Here is a 4,229-nt window from a genome sequence, read left to right as displayed (position 1 = left end):
CAGCCAATCGCGCACTTCCGATGCACCATTGCGCCTGGCTGCTATACAAATTGCCATGGCAGGGCAGAAGCCTGTCAGGCCCGTCAGCGGGGCTGCACCAGCAAGGTCAAGCCCCCTCGGTGCCGATTGCGTCCCCGAAAGGAGCGCACCTGGGGGCAACGGCGCACTCGGGGCCCTTCTTGGATTGCGGCTGCACGCGGCATTGCAAGTGCTGCTGGGGTGCCCCTGAGTCCGTTGAGGCCCAGGCCCCCTGATCCTCCATCTGAGTTGCGGCAACTGCAGAGCGCCACACGGCGCTGCGGCTACGCCTGGTCGCCCCGGTGGACTGGCGCTGGAACAGGCAGCTGCGCTGCACCGTCACCATGCGAGCCCGAGAGGAAGTCCTGCCGCAGTGGTGGCCTCCTCCCCGGTGGTGGTGTGAGGCCCACGGGCAGGCCAGCGGCCTGCGGCCTACTCAACAAGGCCAGCGCCCTACTGGTTGGTGCTCTCCAGCCACTCCAGACCCTTGCGCAGCAGCGGGTGGCCGGCCTTGATCACGTGCTGCTGGGTGCTTGTTGAGCTGACTGCTGGCGGCCTAGAGCTGGGGCAGTGCCTGGCCTTCCAGGAGTGACCAGGCGCTGCCCCCCGGTGTTTATGGCAAAACGGGCTCCGGATCAGGGATTTTGGGCTTGTTCATCCCCTTTCCCCTCACCAAGATCCACTGCAGTCACTGGGTTCTAGGCACACAGGAGTTGCCTTTGGAGAAGCGCGGAGCTGGCCTAAGCCCATCAACCTTCCTGTGCAAATGCAGGCCGGAAGCCAGTGGTGCCGAGCAGAGACCGTGCACCTGCTGCCATCACTAGAAACTCACACCACCAGGACATCACAGCCGAATCAGCTCAAACCATTAAGACTTGGCGGTGCGTGGGTGGCAGGGACATCGACTGTGCCCCAAGACCGATTTCATGCCCAGACTGAAGTGGAGAGGGGCTACGGCGTGACAAGCCCATGGATTTGCTCCAGTAGCAATCCGGCAGCACCACATGCTCTGGCATCGATCCCAGACCTTTGCGGATTTGATCATGAATAAGCTCCAGTTCAAAGGTGAATGGCACGAACTCAAGGGGAAGCTCAGGCAGAAGTTCGCCGAGCTCACCGATGACGACTTGGCCTATGCCGAAGGCCAAGAAGAAGAGCTGCTTGGCCATCTGCAGAAGAAGCTCGGCAAGAGCCAAGAAGAGATTGTCCAACTGATTAACACCCCCTAGGAGCGATGCTATGCTTAATTACGCCGTAACATTCTTTGTCATTGCGATCATTGCCGCCGTCCTTGGCTTCGGTGGTATCGCTGGATCAGCTGCAAGCATTGCCCAGATCCTGTTTCTTGTTTTTCTCGTGCTTGCCGTGATTTCTTTCGTCACTGGCAGACGCGGCGTGACGTGAATAGCCGCGTGATCCAGGATGCTCTGATCAGATTATCGCGACTAGAGCTCAGTCATGTGTGGTCACTGATTCATCAGTGCACTGGACTTGACGCATGAGCTGTCATGGCTCCTTTAGTCCTACTACTCGTTTCACATCGCCATCATCACCATGAATCACCAACTTCGTTTTCTGCGCCAGCTGGCCGCCAGCTGCCTGGGACTGGCCTTTGGCCTGCTGGTCCTGATTGCGACGCCGGCATTGAGCGCCCCCGCCCAGGCCGCAGGAGCCTTCAGCCTCAGCGCCTCACCTTTGCCCCTGGCTGCCACCGCAGGCCGCGTCAAGGCTAACGCCAAGGACTTCGAGGGCAAGACTCAGGAATCGATTGGCAACGTCACAGGCGACAAGGGAGATCGCCTCGCCGGTAAGGCGAAGCAGGTCGAGGCCAAAGTCCGGAATGCCGTCGAAGACGTCAAAGACAAGGCCGGTATGGGCTGAGCCAGGATTAGCGGCCGGGCCTGGCATCACGCCTGAAGACGGTAGGCCGGCCGCCTACATCTAAGTTCCTGTGGGTCTATGCACAACAGGCTCTGAATAGGTCCCATTGCGAAGTGGCCCATGCGGTTCCATGCGATTGCCACCGATTTTGACGGAACGATCGCCCACAATAATGATGTGGATGACGCCACTCTGTCAGCATTGGAGCGGGCAAAGAAGTCAGGACGCAAACTCCTTCTTGTGACCGGTCGAGAACTGCCTGATCTACAACTGGTGTTCCCACGTCTCGATCTGTTCGATCTCGTGGTTGTCGAGAATGGGGCGGTTCTGTTCAATCCTCAGTCGAAGGAAGTCCGCATTCTGGCCGAGCCGCCTGTGCCGAAATTCGTGGCCAAGTTGAGAGCCCATAAGATCTCTCCCCTTTCAACTGGCTATGTCATTGTTGCCACCTGCGAACCGCACCACATCGAGGTGTTGAAGATTATCCACGAGTACGGACTCGAACTCCAGGTGATCTTCAATAAAGGCTCGGTGATGGTCCTACCGTCTGGCGTGAACAAGGCAACTGGGCTTGCAGCGGCTCTCGAGGAACTCGCTCTGTCGCCGCATAATGCTGTAGGCATTGGAGATGCTGAGAACGACCATGCCTTCATGCGGCTGTGCGAGTGCTCCGCTGCAGTTGCGAACGCCTTGCCAGCAGTCAAGGAGACAGCCGATCTTGTCCTTGACAAAGCTCGCGGAGAGGGGGTCGTGGAACTCGTCGACCGCCTCATCGCAAATGATCTCTCCGACCTGAAGACCCTTTCTCGTCACCACATCCTCATTGGTGCGACAGACGACAAAGCTGAAGTTCCGCTTGATCCGGCTGGCTACGGAGTGCTTGTGGCCGGAACATCGGGCAGCGGGAAATCGACAATTACGACTTTGATTATGGAGGAGTTGGCCGATGCAGGTTATCAAGTACTCGTAATCGACCCCGAGGGAGATTACGAGAGTCTTGATTTCGCAAACCACATCGGAAATCCGACACAGGCTCCGCAATTAGGTGCTATCACTGATGCACTCAAGGATCCAATGCGGTCGATTGTCGTGAATCTTTTGGGAGTACCTCTCAACGATCGGCCGACGTACTTCGCAGAACTGTTGCCACACATCCTCCAGGAAAAGGCACGAACGGGTCTACCACACTGGCTGGTGATCGACGAAACACATCATTTACTTCCGCACGGTCCTTCGAGTGTCGCGCTTGCACCTCTACTGCCAGAACGCGGCATCCTGTTCATCACCGTTCACCCAGCCGATGTGGAACCGATGACGATGGCGAACGTCGGCACGCTCCTCCTGATCGGCGGGCAACCGGCCGACACGCTGGAAGGGTTCTGTAAGGCAACGGGAGAGAGTGAGCCGGTCTGCCCTGCGGTTCAGGGCAACAAACTCCCGAGCGGGGATGCGATGATCTGGCGACGCGGCAGTCGTGAAGCCATCGTGATCCACATGAAACAACCGCGGACAGTACGGAAGCGACATTCGCGGAAGTATGCCGAGGGGAACCTTGGGCCAGAGGGAAGTTTCTACTTCAGAGGTCCGAATGACAAACTAAATCTAAAGGCATCGAATCTGCAGGTCTTCCTGCAGCTGGCCGATGGTGTGGATGATGAGACGTGGGACTACCACCGGAAGAATGGCGATTTTTCGAAGTGGGTGCGTGCACACATCAAGGACGAGCATCTTGCCGATGAATTAGTCAAGATCGAAGTAGATCATAAGGCAAAGCCGAACGAAACCCGGGCAGCCGTCCGCGTATCTATCGAAGCCCTCTATACGCTTCCAGCCGACATTGCCAGCGGGTAAGCTTGATCATATTAAGACGATCCTATGGTCAGTCCCTCTCGCTCCGCCATGGTTATGATCCGCTGGCACTTGGCCATCTTGGGCTAGGGGACTATGCGCAAAATGCATTCGTAACGCAATGATCCTTGAACAGGTGCCCGTTTTGCTGAATGGCGCCCTGTCAAGGCCAATCCGCAGGCTCCCATGCGCCTCTCATCAGTTGCGGGGTGGATGGTCTCGGTGAACCCAGCAGCATTTCGTGAGGAGCCCATGGGCCCTGCCATGGTGATCCATCTGCTGCGTTGAAAGCAAGGTTAAGCAGCTGAAGCGCTGAGAGATTAGCGATGGAGTGGGAGTACTCGAACAGTCCTTCAGTAGGGCCTCCTGAGAAACACCAGATCTCCTGCGCCGCAATGGATCTGAGCAGCTTCTGCCGGTAAAATGTGCGCAAATCGGCCTGTTACGGCCAAATTGCCGACCAAAGTTTTCCACATGTACCG

Annotated in this window: 4 protein-coding genes; all 4 read left to right on the top strand. The window is 57.4% G+C overall.

The window, feature by feature from the left end; genetic code table 11:
• Window positions 1-1,022 precede the first annotated feature (1,022 nt).
• The 4 genes from CJZ98_RS17250 (at window position 1,023) to CJZ98_RS17235 (ending at window position 3,750) form a co-directional block, all read left to right on the top strand.
• Window positions 1,023-1,247: a CsbD family protein gene (locus tag CJZ98_RS17250; protein WP_315861402.1), complete on the top strand. Its 225-nt coding sequence runs from the start codon at window positions 1,023-1,025 to the stop codon at window positions 1,245-1,247.
• 10 nt (window positions 1,248-1,257) lie between these two features.
• Window positions 1,258-1,422 (top strand): DUF1328 domain-containing protein, encoded by a 165-nt coding sequence (locus CJZ98_RS17245; RefSeq protein WP_094592342.1) that lies wholly within the window; start codon window positions 1,258-1,260, stop codon window positions 1,420-1,422.
• Window positions 1,423-1,572: 150 nt separating this feature from the next.
• Entirely contained in the window at window positions 1,573-1,899 is a 327-nt protein-coding gene (locus tag CJZ98_RS19485; protein WP_094592341.1) for a CsbD family protein, read from the top strand.
• 120 nt (window positions 1,900-2,019) lie between these two features.
• Complete coding sequence (locus tag CJZ98_RS17235; RefSeq protein ID WP_094592340.1) at window positions 2,020-3,750, top strand: HAD family hydrolase; 1,731 nt, start codon at window positions 2,020-2,022, stop codon at window positions 3,748-3,750.
• Window positions 3,751-4,229 lie beyond the last annotated feature (479 nt).

The sequence above is a fragment of the Vulcanococcus limneticus LL genome (assembly GCF_002252705.1).
GTDB lineage: Bacteria > Cyanobacteriota > Cyanobacteriia > PCC-6307 > Cyanobiaceae > Vulcanococcus > Vulcanococcus limneticus.
Note: the sequence above shows the minus strand (reverse complement) of the source record. Positions and strands in the feature narration are given on the sequence as shown.